General features: G+C 61.1%; 15 protein-coding genes. 13 read left to right on the top strand and 2 right to left on the bottom strand.

Annotation, left to right across the window (positions count from 1 at the left end; translation table 11 throughout):
- The first annotated feature begins 278 nt into the window (after nt 1–278).
- Together BLV61_RS13645 and BLV61_RS13640 are read left to right on the top strand one after the other, a co-directional pair.
- Nucleotides 279–533: a lipoprotein gene (locus tag BLV61_RS13645; protein WP_047536373.1), complete on the top strand. Its 255-nt coding sequence runs from the start codon at nt 279–281 to the stop codon at nt 531–533.
- Between the two features lie 31 nt (nt 534–564).
- Nucleotides 565–1,134, top strand: coding sequence for a lipocalin family protein (locus BLV61_RS13640; RefSeq protein ID WP_090465714.1), 570 nt, complete (start codon nt 565–567; stop codon nt 1,132–1,134).
- Between the two features lie 105 nt (nt 1,135–1,239).
- Here the strand turns inward: BLV61_RS13640 and BLV61_RS13635 are convergent, their stop codons facing one another.
- The gene (locus BLV61_RS13635) at nt 1,240–2,604 is read right to left on the bottom strand and encodes a formimidoylglutamate deiminase (protein WP_090465711.1); all 1,365 of its coding nucleotides are present in this window, start codon (nt 2,602–2,604) and stop codon (nt 1,240–1,242) included.
- Nucleotides 2,605–2,750: 146 nt separating this feature from the next.
- Here BLV61_RS13635 and hutC point away from each other — a divergent pair, with 146 nt between their 5' ends.
- Both hutC and BLV61_RS13625 read left to right on the top strand, forming a co-directional pair.
- Nucleotides 2,751–3,461, top strand: a complete 711-nt coding sequence (gene hutC, locus BLV61_RS13630; protein WP_161793960.1) for a histidine utilization repressor — start codon at nt 2,751–2,753, stop codon at nt 3,459–3,461.
- Complete coding sequence (locus BLV61_RS13625) at nt 3,458–4,030, top strand: HutD/Ves family protein (protein ID WP_047536382.1); 573 nt, start codon at nt 3,458–3,460, stop codon at nt 4,028–4,030. Before hutC ends, BLV61_RS13625 begins: the two co-directional genes overlap by 4 nt.
- A gap of 6 nt (nt 4,031–4,036) precedes the next feature.
- Here BLV61_RS13625 and BLV61_RS13620 read toward each other — a convergent pair whose 3' ends face one another.
- Entirely contained in the window at nt 4,037–5,674 is a 1,638-nt protein-coding gene (locus tag BLV61_RS13620; protein ID WP_090465708.1) for a methyl-accepting chemotaxis protein, read from the bottom strand.
- Nucleotides 5,675–6,139: 465 nt separating this feature from the next.
- On the opposite strand from BLV61_RS13620, the gene hutU reads away from it, so the two are divergent.
- The 9 genes from hutU to hutG all read left to right on the top strand — a co-directional run bounded on the left by hutU (nt 6,140) and on the right by hutG (nt 17,826).
- On the top strand, nt 6,140–7,828 hold the full coding sequence (hutU, locus tag BLV61_RS13615) for a urocanate hydratase (protein WP_090465706.1): 1,689 nt from the start codon (nt 6,140–6,142) through the stop codon (nt 7,826–7,828).
- A gap of 137 nt (nt 7,829–7,965) precedes the next feature.
- Nucleotides 7,966–9,438, top strand: coding sequence for a purine-cytosine permease family protein (locus BLV61_RS13610; protein WP_047536387.1), 1,473 nt, complete (start codon nt 7,966–7,968; stop codon nt 9,436–9,438).
- Nucleotides 9,439–9,507: 69 nt separating this feature from the next.
- Entirely contained in the window at nt 9,508–10,476 is a 969-nt protein-coding gene (locus BLV61_RS13605) for an ABC transporter substrate-binding protein (protein ID WP_090465703.1), read from the top strand.
- A gap of 191 nt (nt 10,477–10,667) precedes the next feature.
- Nucleotides 10,668–11,519 (top strand): ABC transporter permease, encoded by an 852-nt coding sequence (locus BLV61_RS13595; RefSeq protein ID WP_047536390.1) that lies wholly within the window; start codon nt 10,668–10,670, stop codon nt 11,517–11,519.
- Nucleotides 11,516–12,346: a quaternary amine ABC transporter ATP-binding protein gene (locus BLV61_RS13590; protein WP_052193646.1), complete on the top strand. Its 831-nt coding sequence runs from the start codon at nt 11,516–11,518 to the stop codon at nt 12,344–12,346. The genes BLV61_RS13595 and BLV61_RS13590 overlap by 4 nt, the downstream gene beginning before the upstream one ends.
- 163 nt (nt 12,347–12,509) lie before the next feature.
- Nucleotides 12,510–14,033, top strand: coding sequence for a histidine ammonia-lyase (gene hutH / locus BLV61_RS13585; protein WP_090465696.1), 1,524 nt, complete (start codon nt 12,510–12,512; stop codon nt 14,031–14,033).
- Between the two features lie 116 nt (nt 14,034–14,149).
- Entirely contained in the window at nt 14,150–15,682 is a 1,533-nt protein-coding gene (hutH, locus tag BLV61_RS13580) for a histidine ammonia-lyase (protein WP_090465693.1), read from the top strand.
- Nucleotides 15,683–15,806: 124 nt separating this feature from the next.
- Complete coding sequence (hutI, locus tag BLV61_RS13575; RefSeq protein WP_047536396.1) at nt 15,807–17,012, top strand: imidazolonepropionase; 1,206 nt, start codon at nt 15,807–15,809, stop codon at nt 17,010–17,012.
- 10 nt (nt 17,013–17,022) lie between these two features.
- On the top strand, nt 17,023–17,826 hold the full coding sequence (hutG, locus tag BLV61_RS13570; RefSeq protein ID WP_047536398.1) for an N-formylglutamate deformylase: 804 nt from the start codon (nt 17,023–17,025) through the stop codon (nt 17,824–17,826).
- Nucleotides 17,827–17,940: the final 114 nt, after the last annotated feature.

Below are 17,940 nucleotides of genomic sequence, written 5' to 3'. Positions count from 1 at the left end.
ACTACCGCGGAAAGACAGGACAACAAAGGTGGGGGCAAGCGCCACGGTCGTGGGCTTTGCGCTGCCTTTTATGTCGACAGAGTGGCGCCAAAGATTAGACGCTTTTTTGCGAAACCCGACGAAATGCTCAAGAGCCAGGCGAAGTGGCTGAATCTTCGGCAATAGGCGGACGAGCGGCCCAATAAATAGGCGCTCGGCCAGGGAACCAGACAGGGGTTTTCTCTTCTAAGGTTCAGTTTGGCTGCCATGCCAATCCCCTTCACCCCTGGAGTTACACCATGTCGCTGCGATCCATTGCCTTGCTTTCGTTCTGCGTGCTGTTGGCTGCGTGCAGCAAGGTCAATCAGGAAAACTACTCGAAGCTCTCTGCCGGCATGTCCAAGGCCGACGTAGAAGTCTTGTTGGGCAAGCCGGCCGACTGCTCTGGCGCGCTGGGCATGTCCAGTTGCACCTGGGGTGACAAGAACAGCTTTATCAGCGTGCAGTATGCCGGTGACAAAGTGCTGATGTTTTCCGGCCAAGGCCTGAAGTAAACCGGGGCTACGTGCCCACGGGAGAAAAACAATGAAGCGGTTGTTGATAATGCTTTTTGCCGGCCTGGTATTGGCCGGCTGTGCCACTTCTGGCCAGGATCCGTTGGCGCCCAAGACCGCCAACAGCGTCAACCTCAAGCGTTACCAGGGCACCTGGTACGAGTTGGCACGTCTGCCGATGTATTTCCAGCGCGACTGTGCGCAATCCGAAGCCCACTACACGCTCAAGCCGGATGGCAACGTGGCGGTGCTGAACCGCTGTCTGACAGCGCAATGGCAATGGGAAGAGGTCAAGGGCACGGCTTATCCACAGGTGCCGGGCAAGACCGACAAATTGTGGGTCGAGTTCGATACCTGGTTTTCGAGGCTGATTCCGGGTGTGGCGAAGGGCGAGTACTGGGTGTTGTACGTCAGCGATGACTACAAGACCGCGATCGTCGGCGACCCGAGCCGACGTTACCTGTGGCTGCTGTCGCGCACGCCGACCGTCAATGGTGTGGTGCGTGAAGAACTGCTGAGCAAGGCGCGTCAGCAGGGATACGACACCACGCGGCTGATCTGGCGAGCGTCGGACACGCAGATGGCCAAGACCTCGAACTAATAGCACATGACCCTGTAGGAGCGAGCCTGCTCGCGATGGAGTATCAGACACAAGATGTCGACTGACACACCATCACGAGCAAGCTCGCAACCACAGGTTTTTGTGTCAGTTCAGAAGTTCGCGCAGCACCTGGGTGAAGGCACGGTTGCTTTCCTCTTCCCCGGCATGACGCCCGTCGCGCACGACCCACTGACCGTTCACCAGCACGTCCCGCACCTGACGGTCGCCACCGGCAAACAACCATCGGTTCAGAATCCCGTCGCCACTGGCCGTTGCCAGGTACGGATCGTTGCCGTCCAGCACCAGCCAATCCGCACGCTTGCCCACTTCCAGCGCACCGATCGGTTGTCCCAGCGCCTGAGCGCCGCCATCCAGCGCCGCGTCATACAGGGTGCGCCCGACCATGGGCTGATCCGCGCCATACAAGCGATTGCGCCGTTGATCGCGCAGACGCTGGCCGTATTCCAGCCAACGCAATTCTTCCACCACGCTCAATGACACATGGCTGTCGGAACCGATGCCCAGGCGTCCGCCTTGTGCGAGGAAGTCCACCGCCGGGAAAATCCCGTCGCCCAGGTTGGCTTCGGTGGTCAGGCACAGGCCGGCAATGGCGCGACTCTTGGCCATCAGCGTGACTTCTTCCGTGTTGGCGTGGGTGGCGTGGACCAGGCACCAGCGCTGATCGACTTCGGTATTTTCGTACAGCCATTGCAGCGGGCGGCGACCGCTCCAGGTCAGGCAGTCGTCGACTTCTTTTTGCTGTTCGGCGATGTGGATGTGCACCGGGCACTGCTTGTCGCTGGCGGCCAGCACTTCGCTGATCTGCTGCGGTGTCACCGCGCGCAGCGAGTGGAAACACAGGCCCAGCGACTGGGCCGGTTGCTGCGCCAGAATCGGCTGCAGGCGCGATTGCAGCTTGAGGTAGCTGTCGGTGCTGTTGATGAAGCGGCGCTGGCCCTCGTTCGGCGTCTGGCCACCGAAGCCGGAGTGGCTGTAGAGCACCGGCAGCAGGGTCAAACCGATACCGGCGGAACGGGCGGCCTGGCTGATACGCAGGGCCAGTTCGGCCGGGTCGGCGTAAGGCTGGCCGTTGTTGTCGTGGTGGACGTAATGAAATTCCGCCACCGAGGTGTACCCGGCCTTGAGCATTTCGATGTACAGCTGACGGGCGATGACGCCGAGTTGTTCCGGGCTGATTTTTCCGACGAGGCGATACATCAAGTCGCGCCAGGTCCAGAAACTGTCGTTCGGATTCCCCGCCACTTCCGCCAGCCCGGCCATGGCCCGCTGGAAGGCGTGAGAGTGCAGGTTCGGCATGCCGGGCAAGAGCGGACCGCTCAGCCGTTCGGCGCCCTCTGCGTGGGAATCGGCCTGGATTTGGGTCAAGACGCCATCGGCGCTGACCTCAAGACGTACATTGTTGGCCCATCCACTAGGCAACAGCGCGCGTTCGGCAAAGAAGGCGGACATGGTTCAGCACCCCATCGTGTGTTATTTGTATATACATATACAGACGTTTGCCTGCCCGGTAAACTCCGGCAAGCTAGCAACCCTATTCAAACGAACAAGGATTAACCGTGCCGACTCCGCCTCCAGTCTCTCCGTTGGCCGCGAACATGGGCGACAGTCCGGCGCCCTTGTACGCCCGCGTCAAACAAATGATTACCCAGCAAATCGACAGTGGAAACTGGCCGCCGCACTACCGCGTTCCGTCGGAAAGCGAGCTGGTCAATCAGTTGGGCTTCAGCCGCATGACCATCAACCGCGCCCTGCGCGAGATGACCGCTGACGGTCTGTTGGTGCGCATGCAAGGCGTCGGCACGTTCGTCGCCGAGCCGAAAAGCCAGTCCGCGCTGTTTGAAGTGCACAACATTGCCGATGAAATCGCTTCCCGAGGCCATCGCCACACGTGCAAGGTCATCACCCTGGAAGAAGAGGCCGCCGGCTCGGAACGCGCCCTGGCCCTCGACATGCGCGAAGGGCAGAAAGTCTTCCATTCGTTGATCGTGCATTTCGAGAACGATATTCCGGTGCAAATCGAAGACCGTTTCGTCAATGCGCTGGTGGCGCCGGATTACCTCAAGCAGGACTTCACCCTGCAAACGCCTTACGCCTACCTCAACCAGGTCGCGCCGCTGACCGAAGGCGAGCACGTGGTCGAGGCCATTCTGGCTGAGCCGTCCGAATGCAAATTGCTGCAGATTGAAAAAGGCGAGCCGTGCCTGCTGATTCGTCGCCGCACCTGGTCCGGCCGTCAGCCGGTGACCGCCGCCCGTTTGATCCACCCTGGTTCCCGTCATCGTCTGGAAGGCCGGTTTCATAAATGAACGAGTTGAAAGTTTTACGCGCCAAAGACTATCCGCGCATGCCCTGGAAAAACGGCGGCGGCAGCACTGAAGAAATCAGCCGCGATGCCGGCACCGGCCTGGACGGCTTCGGCTGGCGCCTGTCGATTGCCGACATCGGTGAGTCGGGCGGTTTCTCAACTTTCGCCGGTTACGAGCGGATCATCACCGTGTTGCAGGGCGACGGCATGACGTTGTCGGTGGACGGCCAGAACACGCGACCGCTGTTACCGCTCGACCCGTTTGCCTTCAGTGGCGAGAGCAAAGTTACCTGCGCGCTGCTCGGTGGAGCGATCCGCGATTTCAACCTGATCTATGCGCCGCAGCGCTACCGTGCACGGTTGCAGTGGCTGGCCGGCGAGCAGCGGTTTTTCAGCGAGGCCAGCACACTGCTGGTGTTCAGCGTGAGCGAGCAATCTGACGTATCGGTCGATCACCGCGTCCAGCCATTGGGGCTCCATGATTGCCTGCAGCTGGAGGCCAATGACGGGTTGCTGGACGTCACCATCAAGGGTTTGTGCTGCGTGATCGAACTCACCTCGCGCGGCTGATCCCGATTACTCCCGTTCGAGGGTAAAGCCTCGAACGGTTGCCTCCAGTTCACTCGACATCCTTTTCAGCGCCTGGATGGTTTTCACCACGTCCTGTTGCGCCACGACATTCTCCTCGACCCGCTGCGCCACGGTTTCCACATTGCGTGCCACGTCTTCGCTGGCTTCGCGTTGTTCCTGCAAGGCATGGGAAATCTGGCTGACGGCGTTGAGTGACGCATCGAGCACGGCCTTGACGTCATTCATCGACGCGCCCGCGCTGTCGATCAGCTGCTGGCCCTGAAGCACCCGCTCGCGGCCCGTGTTCATGCTGCTGCTGGCTTTTCGCATGCCGCTTTGAATGGTGCTCACCAGCACCACAATCTCGGCGGTGGAACGGGTCGTGCGGGTCGCCAGCTCCCGCACCTCGTCGGCCACCACGGCAAACCCGCGACCTTGCTCGCCGGCCCGCGACGCCTCGATGGCGGCATTGAGGGCGAGCAGGTTGGTCTGTTCGGCAATGCTGTGGATCACGTCGACAATGTTCCCGATGGCGTTGGAGTGCTGGGTCAATTGGTCGATTTCACTCGACGTCTGGGTCACCAGTTGGGCGATCTGCTGCATCTCGATGATAGAGCGGTCCATGCTGGCAATGCCCAGGGCGGTGATCTGCTCGGCCTTTTGTGTGGTGTCGTGCGCCCGGGCGGCGTTTTCGGCGATGTGCGTGATGTTGGCTGACATCTGCTCTGCCGCGGCGGCAATGGAAGAGGTCGCGCCATTTTGCTCGGCGGCCTGCTTCAGGCCTTGCTCGGACGAAATGCTCAGGTTCAGGGTCGAGGACTCGATGTACCGCGAGGCCTCGCGTACCTTGCCGATCATGCTGGCCAGGCTGCGCCGCATGGCCTCGACCGATTGCATGACACCTGTGGGGCTCGCGTTGCCGATCGCCGGATCGCCGAGCATGCCCTGGGCAATCCGTGTGCTGATATTGGCCAGTTCGTGGGGCTCGGCGCCCAGGTATCGCGCCAGTCTGGCACCGAACAGCAGCGCATAAAGGCTGCCACACAACAGTGCGAAGGCCAGGACCCCGGCCATCAGCCTGATGTTGATCTCGTAAAGTGCCTCGCTGAGTTCGAACTGTTGGCGAGCTTCTTTCAGTTGAGCATCCGTCAGTTGCGAAAACAGTGAGGTCAGCGGGTCGATCAAGGGGTACAGCTGGTGTGCGGCGAAATCCTCCAGGCGCTGACTGGAGGCGTCGTTGCGGTTCAAGACCGCCTGCAATCGCTGGAGCGGCGCTTCGGTGGCCTGCATCAGCGGCGTGATTTCGTTGATCAGTCGCACCTCTTCATCAATCAGGCGGGTCGACAGGTAGGTGCGCCAGAGTGGATCGATCTCAAGCATTGCCTGGCGTATCTGTTGCGCCGCCTCGACGCCACTGTGGATGCCATCGCGGGCCTTGTGGATGGCATCGACGATCTGGACGGAATACAGCTCGGAAATTTTCTTCAGGTCCTGTTGCGGGATGACCCGGTCGAGGTAAACCGTTTCCAGTCCCTGGACCGTAGCGCGCATGCCGTACAGGCCCAGTGCGCCGATGCCGGTCACGCTGCTCAGCAGGATGCCGGCCAGCAACAGGAGATGGGTTTTGACTTTCCATTGTTTCATTGCGCGTTCCTCGCAGGAGTGACTTCAGGGGGCTTGCTCGTGAAGTCGGCGAGGATCATTGGAGGTGGAGTCGGACGCTTCTGATGAGGTTGTAGGGTGTTTCTGGAATGCGCTTAATTGGGCATCACGTGTTACCGAACGCCCCAACGTGGCGCAAAACCACGTTGCAGTAACCGCCGTCACCCCCGCAAAAAATCCCCGCGAAAAATCCCCGCGAAAAATTTTATCCACGGCAGAACCCGCGATTCAGGCGCTCTCCAGTCGTTTCAGAGTTTTTCTTGAATGCCTGTCCAGAAAGTTGGCCGCTTGATTGCATATGCTTGTATGTACAAGTAAAGACGTATGCGTATGAGTCGATCGAGACTCTCCGCAGCGTCCACTGTTTCGCTTGTCGCGCAACGATGCGCACAGGCTGCTTGCCCCCTGCCAGGGTTGGTTTGAATTGATCGCTGAGGAGTCTTTTTCGTGACTGACAATACCCAGAAACCTACGAAATACCGTGACGTCGAAATCCGCGCTGCCCGCGGCAACAAGCTGACCGCCAAGAGCTGGCTGACCGAAGCGCCGCTGCGCATGCTGATGAACAACCTCGACCCGGAAGTGGCCGAGAACCCGAAGGAACTGGTGGTTTACGGTGGTATCGGTCGTGCGGCGCGTAACTGGGAGTGCTACGACAAAATCGTCGAGAGCCTGACCCACCTGAACGACGACGAGACCCTGCTGGTGCAATCCGGCAAGCCGGTCGGCGTGTTCAAGACCCACGCCAACGCCCCGCGCGTATTGATCGCCAACTCCAACCTGGTGCCGCACTGGGCGAACTGGGAACACTTCAACGAACTGGACGCCAAAGGCCTGGCCATGTACGGCCAGATGACCGCCGGCAGCTGGATCTACATCGGCAGCCAGGGCATCGTCCAGGGCACCTACGAAACCTTCGTCGAAGCGGGTCGCCAGCACTACAACGATGATCTGAAAGGCCGTTGGGTCCTGACTGCAGGTCTGGGTGGCATGGGTGGCGCTCAACCTCTGGCCGCCACCCTGGCCGGTGCCTGCTCGCTGAACATCGAATGCCAACAGGTGAGCATCGATTTCCGTCTGAAAAGCCGCTATGTCGATGAGCAAGCCAAAGACCTCGACGACGCGCTGGCTCGCATCGAAAAATACACCGCCGAAGGCAAGGCCATCTCCATCGCGCTGCTGGGCAACGCCGCGGAAATTCTGCCGGAACTGGTCCGTCGCGGCGTGCGCCCGGACATGGTGACCGACCAGACCAGCGCCCACGACCCGCTCAATGGCTACCTGCCAGCCGGCTGGACCTGGGACGAATACCGCGCTCGCGCCAAGACCGAACCTGCCGCTGTGATCAAGGCCGCCAAGCAATCGATGGCGGTGCACGTCAAAGCGATGCTCGACTTCCAGAAGCAAGGCATCCCGACCTTCGACTACGGCAACAACATCCGCCAGATGGCCCAGGAAGAAGGCGTTGAAAACGCCTTCGACTTCCCGGGCTTCGTACCGGCGTACATCCGTCCGCTGTTCTGCCGTGGCATCGGCCCGTTCCGTTGGGCGGCACTGTCGGGCGATCCGCAAGACATCTACAAGACCGACGCCAAGGTCAAGGAACTGATCCCGGACGACGCGCACCTGCACAACTGGCTGGACATGGCCCGCGAGCGCATCAGCTTCCAGGGCCTGCCGGCACGTATCTGCTGGGTCGGCCTGGGCCTGCGCGCCAAACTCGGCTTGGCGTTCAACGAAATGGTACGCAGCGGCGAGCTGTCGGCGCCGATCGTGATCGGTCGCGACCACCTCGATTCCGGCTCGGTTGCCAGCCCGAACCGTGAAACCGAATCGATGCAGGATGGTTCCGATGCCGTATCCGACTGGCCACTGCTCAACGCCCTGCTGAACACCGCGAGCGGCGCGACCTGGGTGTCCCTGCACCACGGCGGCGGTGTCGGCATGGGCTTCTCCCAGCACTCGGGCATGGTGATTGTCTGCGACGGTACCGACGAAGCGGCCGAGCGTATCGCTCGCGTGCTGCATAACGACCCGGCCACCGGTGTCATGCGTCACGCCGATGCCGGTTACCAGATCGCCATTGATTGCGCCAAGGAACAGGGCCTGAACCTGCCGATGATCACCGGCAAGTAATGCTTGCCCCTGTAGGAACGAGCCAGCTCGCGATGGTGTGTCAGTCGACACAGCGCTGAATGACACTCCATCGCGAGCGGGCTCGCTCCTACAGGGGAGCCCACCCACCCACAATAACAATCCACAGAGGTTGAACCATGGCTGTCAGCAGCGAACGTGCTGGTAACAAACCGTTGATCGAAAAGCGTTCGATCGACTACATCCCGGAGGCGGAAAGACACGGTCGTCTGTTGAGCCAGTTCACCCTGTGGATGGGTGCCAACCTGCAAATCACCGCGATTGTCACCGGGGCCCTGGCCGTGGTGTTGGGCGGTGACGTGTTCTGGTCGTTGATCGGTCTGTTGATCGGTCAACTGCTCGGCGGCGCCGTCATGGCCCTGCATGCCGCGCAAGGGCCCAAGCTGGGCCTGCCGCAGATGATCTCCAGCCGTGTGCAGTTCGGCGTTTATGGCGCGGCCATCCCGATCGTGCTGGTCTGTTTGATGTACCTCGGTTTCACGGCAACGGGAACCGTGCTTTCCGGCCAGGCGCTGGGCCAGTTGTTTGGCGTCAGCGACAGCGTCGGCATCCTTCTTTTCGCCAGTGTCATCGTGCTGGTCACGGTGCTTGGTTATCGAGTGATCCATTGGATCGGCCGTGTTGCCAGTGTCATTGGCGTGATTGCCTTTGTTTATCTGTTCAGTCGTTTGATGAGCCAGGTTGACGTTGGCGCGCTGTTGCAAATTCGCCACTTCAGCTGGAGCAGCTTCCTGCTGGCGGTGTCGCTCGCGGCGTCCTGGCAGATCGCTTTCGGCCCTTACGTGGCTGACTATTCCCGCTACTTGCCGAGCAAGATTTCCTCGGTAAAAACCTTTTTCGCCGCGGGTGCGGGTTCGGTCATTGGCGCACAGGTGGCGATGGTCCTTGGCGTGTTCGCCGCCGCGTCGGCCAACGGGCAATTCGCCGGCCATGAAGTGGCCTACATCGTGGGTCTGGGCGGTACCGGTGCCACTGCTGCGCTGCTGTACTTCAGCATCGCGTTCGGCAAGGTCACCATTTCCACGCTGAACTCCTACGGCAGCTTCATGTGCATCGCGACCATCATCAGCGGTTTCCGGGGTGATCTGAAGGTCACGCGCTTGCAGCGTCTGGTCTTCGTGCTGGTCATTGTCGGTGCCGCGACCCTGATGGCGTTGCTCGGTCAGCACTCGTTCCTCGGTGCGTTCAAGTCCTTCATCCTGTTCCTGCTGGCGTTCTTTACGCCATGGAGCGCGATCAACCTGGTGGACTACTACTGCATCACCCGCGAGCGTTACGACGTGCCGGCGCTGGCCGACCCGAAGGGTCGCTACGGTCGTTGGAACGTCCTCGGCATCAGCGTCTATGTTTTCGGGGTGCTGGTGCAGTTGCCGTTCATTTCCACCAAGTTCTACACCGGTTCGCTGGTCGCCGCCCTGGGTGATGTGGATATTTCCTGGATCATCGGTCTGGTGCTGCCAGCAGCCCTGTACTACGTGTGTGCGAAAAAATGGCACGGCACAGTGCCCGATCACCTGATTCTGCCGGTCGAGCAGAACAGCGTTGTACAACCTGAAACACGTGGGGCCGGCCGCGCTGCGGCGCAGGCCTGATTGGACGTTGCCAGGGCTGGATGCCTCTTGACTGCCGTAAGCCAATTCATGATTAGGAGCGTCACAACAATGAAATCGAACAAGACCCTGCTGACCACTTTGCTTTCCATGGGCCTGCTGGCCAGCGCCGGCGCCACTCAGGCGGCGGGTTGGTGCGAGTCGGGTAAACCGGTGAAATTTGCCGGCCTGAACTGGGAAAGCGCCATGCTCCTGACCGACGTGCTGCAAGTCGTGTTGGAGAAAGGCTACGACTGTAAGACCGACAGCCTGCCGGGCAACTCCATCACCATGGAAAACGCCCTGAGCAGCAACGACATCCAAGTATTTGCCGAAGAGTGGGTTGGCCGCAGCGAGGTCTGGAACAAGGCTGAGAAGGCCGGCAAAGTCATCGGTGTGGGTGCTCCGGTCGTGGGTGCTGTCGAAGGCTGGTACGTGCCGCGCTACGTGATCGAAGGCGATGCCAAGCGCAAGCTGGAAGCCAAGGCGCCGGATCTGAAAGCCATTGCCGATCTGGGTAAATACTCGGCGGTTTTCAAGGACGCCGAAGAACCGTCCAAGGGCCGTTTCTACAACTGCCCGGCCGGCTGGACCTGCGAACTCGACAACAGTGAAATGCTGAAAAGCTACGGCCTGGAAAGCAGCTACACCAACTTCCGCCCAGGCACCGGCCCGGCGCTGGATGCTGCCGTATTGTCGAGCTACAAGCGTGGCGAGCCGATCCTGTTCTACTACTGGTCGCCAACGCCGCTGATGGGCCAGGTCGACGTGGTCAAACTGGAAGAAAAACCAGGCGTCGACAAGACCGTGAGCATCAAGGTCGGCCTGTCCAAGACGTTCCATGACGAAGCGCCGGAACTGGTGGCCGTGCTGGAAAAGGTCAACCTGCCGATCGACCTGCTGAACCAGAACCTGGGTCGCATGACCAAGGAGCGGATCGAGTCGCCAAAACTGGCCAAGATCTTCCTGAAGGAACATCCTGAAGTCTGGCATGCATGGGTGAGCGAAGACGCAGCCAAAAAGATCGACGCTGCGCTTTGAAAACTACTGCGCTCGACAATACTGCGTTGAAAGCAGGCTCAAAATGCTCATTGACTAAAGTCAACTCCGCTTTCTCGCCTGCTTTCGCCTTGTCTTGCCTTCGCTCGCTACGTTTTCAAACAGCTTGTTTATAAGGGCAAGCTTTTCAGCACCGCAAGCGGTGCTGAAAAGCCCTTGATTGAGAGCTTCTTATGTTTCCCGAAAGCTTTACCTTTTCCATCGCCGACTGGGTCAACGGTTGGGTCGATTCACTGGTCACCAACTACGGCGACGTGTTCCGGCACATCTCCGACACCCTGTTGTGGGCCATCGTCAATCTCGAAAGCCTGCTGCGCGCGGCGCCCTGGTGGCTGATGCTGGCCATCGTGGCGGGCGTGGCCTGGCACGCGACCCGTAAGGTCGTGACCACCGTGGTGATCGTCGGCTTGTTGTTCCTGGTAGGGGCGGTCGGCCTCTGGGACAAGCTGATGCAAACCCTGGCGCTGATGATGGTGGCGACGATCATCTCGGTGCTGATCGGCATTCCGCTGGGCATTCTTTCGGCGCGCAGCAATCGCCTGCGTTCGGTGCTGATGCCGTTGCTGGACATCATGCAGACCATGCCGAGCTTCGTGTACCTGATCCCGGTGCTGATGCTGTTCGGCCTGGGCAAGGTCCCGGCGATTTTCGCCACGGTGATCTACGCCGCACCGCCGCTGATCCGTCTGACCGATCTGGGTATTCGCCAGGTCGACGGCGAAGTGATGGAGGCAATCAACGCCTTCGGTGCCAACCGCTGGCAGCAACTGTTCGGCGTGCAACTGCCGCTGGCCCTGCCGAGCATCATGGCGGGTATCAACCAGACCACCATGATGGCCCTGTCGATGGTGGTGATCGCCTCGATGATCGGCGCCCGTGGCCTGGGTGAAGACGTGCTGGTGGGGATTCAGACCCTCAACGTCGGACGTGGCCTGGAAGCCGGTCTGGCGATCGTGATTCTGGCAGTGGTGATCGACCGCATTACACAAGCGTACGGTCGCGCACGGCATGAGGTGAGCAAATGAACATGGCTACCGTGAGCAAGATCGAAGTCAAAAACGTCTTCAAGATTTTCGGCAACCGTGCCAAGGACGCGCTGGCCATGGTTGGCCAGGGCAAGACCAAGGATCAAGTGCTGGCCGAAACCGGCTGCGTGGTGGGTGTGAACGACCTGTCGTTGAGCATCGGCAGCGGTGAAATCTTCGTGATCATGGGCCTGTCGGGTTCCGGCAAATCCACCCTGGTACGCCACTTCAACCGCCTGATCGATCCGACCAGCGGCGCGATCCTGGTGGACGGCGTGGACATCCTGCAATACGACATGGAAGCCCTGCGCGAATTTCGCCGGCGAAAAATCAGCATGGTGTTCCAGAGCTTCGGCCTGTTGCCGCACAAGACCGTGCTGGACAACGTCGCCTACGGCCTGAAGATCCGTGGCGAGAGCAAGCAAATGTGCGCCGAGCGCGCGCTGCACTGGATCAACACCGTGGGCCTCAAGGGCTACGAAAACAAATACCCGCACCAGCTCTCGGGCGGTATGCGTCAGCGTGTGGGCCTGGCCCGTGCCTTGGCGGCGGACACCGACATCATTTTGATGGACGAAGCCTTCAGTGCGCTTGACCCGCTGATTCGCGCCGAAATGCAGGACCAGTTGCTGGAACTGCAAAAGACCCTGCACAAAACCATCGTTTTCATCACCCACGACCTCGACGAGGCCGTGCGCATCGGCAACCGCATCGCGATCCTCAAGGACGGCCGCCTGATCCAGGTCGGCACGCCGAAAGAGATCCTGCATTCGCCAGCCGATGAGTATGTCGACCGCTTCGTGCAGCGTCGGGCGGCGGTGGTTTAAGAGATTTTGCGGTGAGTGAGCTGGCCTCTTCGCTGGCAAGCCAGCTCCCACAGCAATAGGTTGTGTTGCACAGAGGGTGTGCACACCCCTGAACACTGTGGGAGCTGGCTTGCCAGCGATGGCGTCGGCGATGCTGCATCAATATTCAGGTATGAGGTTGAAGATGTCCCAGGCTGAAAAAATCGTTATCGCTGACGCTTCCGTGCGTTGGCAGGATGTGGTCGCCGTCGCCCGTCATGGCGCACAGCTGGAGCTGTCGGCGCCGGTCTGGGCACGGATTGAAAACGCGCAGGCCATCGTCCAGCGCATCGTCACCAGCGGCGAGCGCGCCTACGGCATCAACACCGGCCTGGGCGCGTTGTGCAACGTTTCGCTGCAGGACGAACAACTCAGCCAGTTGTCGCGCAACACCCTGCTGAGCCACGCCTGCGGCGTTGGCGCCCCGCTGAGCGATGAGCAGACTCGCTCAATCATGTGCGCCGCTATCGTCAACTACAGCCACGGTAAATCCGGGCTGCATCGCCAAGTGGTTGAAGCGCTGCTGGCGCTGCTCAACCGTGGCATCACCCCGCAAGTGCCATCCCAGGGCTCGGTGGGCTACCTGACCCACATGGCTCATATCGGCATCGCCCTGCTGGGCGTCGGTAATGTGAGCTATCGCGGGCAGATCGTTTCCGCGCAGCAGGCCCTGGCAGAAGAAGGGCTGCAACCGGTCAAGCTGGGTGCCAAGGATGGGTTGTGCCTGGTCAACGGCACGCCCTGCATGACCGGCCTGAGCTGCCTGGCGATCGCCGATGCCACGCGCCTGCTGCATTGGGCGGATGTGGTCGGCGCCATGAGTTTCGAAGCCCAGCGCGGCCAGATCGACGCCTTCGATGCCGAGATCATCGCGCTCAAGCCGCATCCGGGCATGCAGCAGGTCGGGATCAACCTGCGGGCCTTGCTCGATGGCAGCGAGGTAATCGCACAGAGCAAAGGCATCCGTACCCAGGACGCCCTGAGTATTCGCTCGATCCCGCAGGTGCACGGCGCGGCCCGCGACCAACTGGTGCACGCGACCCGACAGATCGAAACCGAACTCAACAGCGCCACCGACAACCCGCTGGTGCTGGGCACCGCAGACAATTACCGCGTGGTGTCCCAGGCCAACCCGCACGGCCAGTCCGTGGCACTGGCGGCGGACCTGCTGGCCATCGCCATGGCGGAAATCGGCTCCATCGCCGAGCGTCGCCTGGACCGTTTGATCAACCCGCACGTCAGCGGTCTGCCGGCCTTCCTGGTGGCCAACCCGGGGGTGAACTCCGGGATGATGATCGTGCAATACGTCGCCGCTTCCTTGTGCGCGGAAAACCGCCAATTGGCGCAACCGGCGGTGCTCGACAACTACGTCACCTCGGGCCTGCAGGAAGATCACCTGAGCCTGGGCACCAACGCCGCGCTGAAACTGCACCGCGCCCTGGAGAACTGCACGCAGATCCTCGCCATCGAGTACTTGCTGGCGGCCCAGGCGTTTGAATTTTTGAAAGAGCAGCGCTTCGGTGCGGGCACTGATGCGGCGTGGCGCCTGCTGCGTGAGCGGGTTCCGGCCTACGATCAGGACCGTTGGTTGGCACCGGACATTGCTGCGGCAGCCGCTGTCTTGAAAGAACCGGATTTGCTGCACAAGGCTTTGCCGAGCCTGAACTGATTTCCACACAAAACCAGCGTGCCAAGGCGCGGCTCCCCAAAAGGGAGACGCGACGGACAACGGACATCTCCGGAGCGTCTGGTTAGTTAGTAAAAAACTCTCAAAAGGAGCACAAAATGACTGCGCTAAACCTGATCCCCGGTCAACTGAGCCTGGCCCAACTGCGTGATGTTTATCAGCAACCCGTGACACTGACCCTCGACCACAGCGCTTCGGCCCAGATCGAAGCCAGCGTCGCTTGCGTGGAACAGATCCTCGCCGAGAACCGTACCGCGTACGGCATCAACACTGGTTTCGGCCTGCTGGCTTCGACCCGCATTGCCAGCGAAGACCTGGAAAACCTTCAGCGCTCGCTGGTGCTGTCCCACGCGGCCGGTGTCGGCCAGCCGATCAGCGACGACCTGGTGCGCTTGATCATGGTGCTCAAGGTCAACAGCCTGAGCCGTGGTTTCTCCGGCATTCGCCGGGTGGTGATCGATGCGCTGATTGCCCTGATCAACGCCGAGGTTTACCCGCACGTTCCGCTGAAAGGCTCGGTTGGCGCGTCGGGCGACCTGGCGCCTTTGGCCCACATGTCACTGGTGCTGCTGGGCGAGGGCAAGGCGCGCTACAAGGGCGAGTGGATGGAAGCGACCGAAGCGCTGAAAGTCGCCGGCCTGACCCCGCTGACCCTGGCCGCAAAAGAAGGCCTGGCGCTGCTCAACGGCACCCAGGTGTCCACCGCATTTGCCCTGCGCGGCCTGTTCGAAGGCGAAGACCTGTTCGCCGGCGCCCTGGCCCTGGGTGGCCTGACCGTTGAAGCGGTACTGGGCTCGCGTTCGCCGTTCGATGCGCGCATCCACGCCGCCCGTGGCCAGAAGGGCCAGATTGACGCCGCTGCCGCCTATCGCGATCTGCTGGGCGAGCGCAGCGAAGTCTCCGACTCCCACGAGAACTGCGAAAAGGTCCAGGACCCGTACTCCTTGCGCTGCCAGCCGCAAGTCATGGGCGCGTGCCTGACCCAGTTCCGCCAGGCTGCCGAAGTGCTGGCCATCGAAGCCAACGCCGTCTCGGACAACCCGCTGGTGTTCGCTGCTGAAGGCGATGTGATCTCCGGCGGTAACTTCCACGCCGAACCGGTGGCCATGGCCGCCGACAACATGGCGTTGGCCATTGCCGAAATCGGCTCCCTGAGCGAGCGCCGCATCTCGCTGATGATGGACAAGCACATGTCGCAACTGCCGCCATTCCTGGTGGCCAATGGCGGCGTGAACTCCGGCTTCATGATCGCCCAGGTGACCGCGGCGGCACTGGCCAGCGAGAACAAGGCCCTGTCCCATCCGCATTCGGTGGACAGCCTGCCGACGTCCGCCAACCAGGAAGACCATGTGTCCATGGCCCCGGCGGCGGGCAAGCGTCTGTGGGAAATGGCCGAGAACACTCGCGGGATTCTCGCCGTTGAATGGCTGGCAGCGGTTCAAGGCCTGGACCTGCGCAACGGTCTGAAGACCTCGCCGAAACTGGAACAGGCCCGGGCGATTCTGCGTAAAGAAGTGCCGTTTTATGAGAAAGACCGTTTCTTCGCGCCGGACATCAACGCGGCCACCGAGTTGCTGGCGTCGCGTTGCCTGAACGACCTGGTGTCGGCGAAGTTGCTGCCGAGCCTGTAATGGCCAATCGCGGGCAAGCCCGCTCCCACAGGCTTTTGCTGTGAACACAGGATTGCAGGCAACCCTGATTACTGTGGGAGCTGGCTTGCCAGCGAATCGATTTTGAACAAGACGAGGACTTGGGATGAAAACCCTCTGGCAACACTGCCACGTCGCAACCATGGCGCAAGGCGTCTACTCGATCATCGAGGATGCGGCCATCGTGACGTCCGGTGCGCACATTGAGTGGGTTGGCCCGCGCGCTGAATTGCCCGCAGGCGAGTACACGACGGTCACTGATTTGAACGGGGCCTGGGTGACACCGGGCCTGATCGACTGCCACACCCACACGGTGTTCGGCGGTAATCGCAGCGGTGAATTCGAACAGCGCCTGCAAGGCGTCAGCTACGCGGAAATCGCAGCAGCCGGCGGTGGCATCGCCAGCACCGTGCGCGCCACCCGCGCGGCCAGCGAAGATGAGCTGTTCGCCAGCGCCGCCAGGCGTCTGAAAAGCCTGATGCGCGATGGCGTCACCAGCATCGAAATCAAATCCGGTTACGGCCTCGACCTGGCCAACGAACGCAAGATGTTGCGGGTGGCCCGTCGCCTGGGCGCCGAGCTGCCGATCAGCGTGCGCAGCACTTGCCTGGCCGCCCATGCGTTGCCGCCGGAGTATGTGGATCGCGCCGACGACTACATCGATCACATCTGCGCCGAGATGCTCCCGGCCCTGGCTGCCGAAGGGCTGGTGGATGCGGTGGATGCGTTCTGCGAATACCTGGCGTTTTCCCCGGCGCAGGTCGAGCGGGTGTTCATCACCGCTCAGGAACTGGGGTTGCCGGTGAAACTGCATGCCGAGCAATTGTCGTCCCTGCACGGTTCGACCCTGGCGGCGCGTTACCACGCACTGTCCGCCGATCATCTGGAGTTCATGACCGAAGATGATGCCATCGCCATGGCCAAGTCCGGCACCGTCGCTGTCCTGTTGCCCGGCGCTTTTTACTTCCTGCGCGAAACCCAATTGCCGCCGATGGACGCCCTGCGCAAGCACGGGGTGAAAATCGCCATCGCCAGTGACCTCAACCCCGGCACTTCACCGGCACTGTCGTTGCGCCTGATGCTGAACATGGCGTGCACCTGTTTCCGCATGACCCCGGAAGAAGCTCTGGCCGGCGCCACGATTCATGCCGCCACTGCTCTGGGCATGGCCGATACCCATGGTTCGCTGGAGGTGGGCAAGGTCGCGGATTTTGTCGCCTGGCAAATCGATCGCCCCGCTGACCTGTCTTACTGGCTGGGCGGTGATCTGGAAAAACGCGTCGTGCGTCACGGCGTCGAAACGAGTCTGTAGGAGAGCAGTTGTGGATAAGGTTCTGAACTTCAAACAAGGCCGCGTGCCACTGCTGATCAGCATGCCCCACGCCGGTGTGCGCCTGACCCCGGCGGTCGAGGCCGGGTTGATCCCGGCCGCGAAAAGCCTGCCGGACACCGACTGGCACATCCCGCAGCTTTACGATTTCGCCGCCGAACTGGGTGCCAGCACCCTGGCTGCCGAATACTCGCGGTTCGTCATCGACCTGAACCGGCCGTCCGACGACAAACCGTTGTACGTGGGTGCGACCACCGGCCTGTACCCGGCGACGCTGTTTGACGGTGTGCCACTGTTCCGCGAAGGGCTGGAGCCTTCGAAAGAAGAGCGTGCGACTTATCTGGAGCAGATCTGGACGCCATACCACAGCACCTTGCAGCAGGAGCTGGCGCGCCTCAAAGCCGAATTCGGCTATGCGCTGCTGTTCGATGCGCACTCCATCCGCTCGATCATCCCGCACCTGTTCGACGGCAAACTGCCGGACTTCAACCTCGGCACCTTCAACGGCGCCAGTTGCGATCCACAGCTTGCGACTCAATTGGAAGCGATCTGCGCCGCACACCCGGACTACAGCCATGTGCTGAACGGACGCTTCAAGGGCGGCCACATCACCCGGCATTACGGCAACCCGGCGCAGAACATCCATGCCGTGCAACTGGAGTTGGGGCAGTGCACGTACATGGAAGAGTTCGAGCCGTTCCGCTATCGGGCGGATCTGGCGGAGCCGACGCAGGTGGTGTTGAAGGCGTTGTTGCAAGGATTGTTGGTATGGGGTGAGAAGCATTACAGCGCTTGAGGCCCTGGTGTGACGCTTGCGGTGAGGGTGCTTGCTTGCGCCTCGGCGGCGAAGCCGTCGTAAAACCGGAAAGTCGGGTTTTTCTGGCGAAACGCGGTTGAATGATAGGAGGAC

It is taken from the genome of Pseudomonas mohnii (assembly GCF_900105115.1).
Taxonomy (GTDB): Bacteria; Pseudomonadota; Gammaproteobacteria; order Pseudomonadales; family Pseudomonadaceae; genus Aquipseudomonas; species Aquipseudomonas mohnii.
Note: the sequence above shows the minus strand (reverse complement) of the source record. Positions and strands in the feature narration are given on the sequence as shown.

What these genes read in the sequence shown, in the direction of transcription:
- hutC (WP_161793960.1), top strand. Translation starts at nt 2,751, where the DNA reads ATGGGCGACAGTCCGGCGCCCTTGTACGCCCGCGTCAAACAAATGATT.
- BLV61_RS13605 (WP_090465703.1), top strand. Translation starts at nt 9,508, where the DNA reads ATGAAATCGAACAAGACCCTGCTGACCACTTTGCTTTCCATGGGCCTG.
- hutH (WP_090465693.1), top strand. Translation starts at nt 14,150, where the DNA reads ATGACTGCGCTAAACCTGATCCCCGGTCAACTGAGCCTGGCCCAACTG.
- BLV61_RS13595 (WP_047536390.1), top strand. Translation starts at nt 10,668, where the DNA reads ATGTTTCCCGAAAGCTTTACCTTTTCCATCGCCGACTGGGTCAACGGT.
- hutH (WP_090465696.1), top strand. Translation starts at nt 12,510, where the DNA reads ATGTCCCAGGCTGAAAAAATCGTTATCGCTGACGCTTCCGTGCGTTGG.
- BLV61_RS13590 (WP_052193646.1), top strand. Translation starts at nt 11,516, where the DNA reads ATGAACATGGCTACCGTGAGCAAGATCGAAGTCAAAAACGTCTTCAAG.
- BLV61_RS13640 (WP_090465714.1), top strand. Translation starts at nt 565, where the DNA reads ATGAAGCGGTTGTTGATAATGCTTTTTGCCGGCCTGGTATTGGCCGGC.
- BLV61_RS13620 (WP_090465708.1), bottom strand. Translation starts at nt 5,674, where the DNA reads ATGAAACAATGGAAAGTCAAAACCCATCTCCTGTTGCTGGCCGGCATC.
- BLV61_RS13625 (WP_047536382.1), top strand. Translation starts at nt 3,458, where the DNA reads ATGAACGAGTTGAAAGTTTTACGCGCCAAAGACTATCCGCGCATGCCC.
- BLV61_RS13610 (WP_047536387.1), top strand. Translation starts at nt 7,966, where the DNA reads ATGGCTGTCAGCAGCGAACGTGCTGGTAACAAACCGTTGATCGAAAAG.
- BLV61_RS13645 (WP_047536373.1), top strand. Translation starts at nt 279, where the DNA reads ATGTCGCTGCGATCCATTGCCTTGCTTTCGTTCTGCGTGCTGTTGGCT.
- hutI (WP_047536396.1), top strand. Translation starts at nt 15,807, where the DNA reads ATGAAAACCCTCTGGCAACACTGCCACGTCGCAACCATGGCGCAAGGC.
- BLV61_RS13635 (WP_090465711.1), bottom strand. Translation starts at nt 2,604, where the DNA reads ATGTCCGCCTTCTTTGCCGAACGCGCGCTGTTGCCTAGTGGATGGGCC.